Origin of the sequence: Exiguobacterium algae, from assembly GCF_018617875.1 — a bacterium.
GTDB classification, from domain to species: domain Bacteria; phylum Bacillota; class Bacilli; order Exiguobacteriales; family Exiguobacteriaceae; genus Exiguobacterium; species Exiguobacterium algae.
Genome location: NZ_JACSKZ010000016.1, coordinates 1 through 225, shown reverse-complemented (window position 1 = coordinate 225; position 225 = coordinate 1). Strand labels below are relative to the sequence as shown.

1 rRNA gene is annotated in these 225 nt (G+C 47.6%); it reads right to left on the bottom strand.

Annotated elements, in window-relative coordinates:
* Positions 1–86: ribosomal RNA gene (gene rrf / locus KNP03_RS13465) — 5S ribosomal RNA — on the bottom strand; the annotation flags it as partial.
* Positions 87–225: the final 139 nt, after the last annotated feature.

Sequence of the window (225 nt, the reverse complement as noted above, 5' to 3'; positions counted from 1 at the left end):
AACCCCCAACTACTTTCGGCGCTGAGACGCTTAACTTCCGTGTTCGGCATGGGAACGGGTGTGGCCGTCTCGCTATCGCCACCAGACAAAATGTATATTAACACCGTGTCATACACGTGTCAATATAGTTTAGGGTTTGTTCCCTGAAAACTGAGGATTCATCAACACAAACCGTTAGACTAGATCAAAGCCTCGACCGATTAGTATCATTCAGCTCCACGTGTC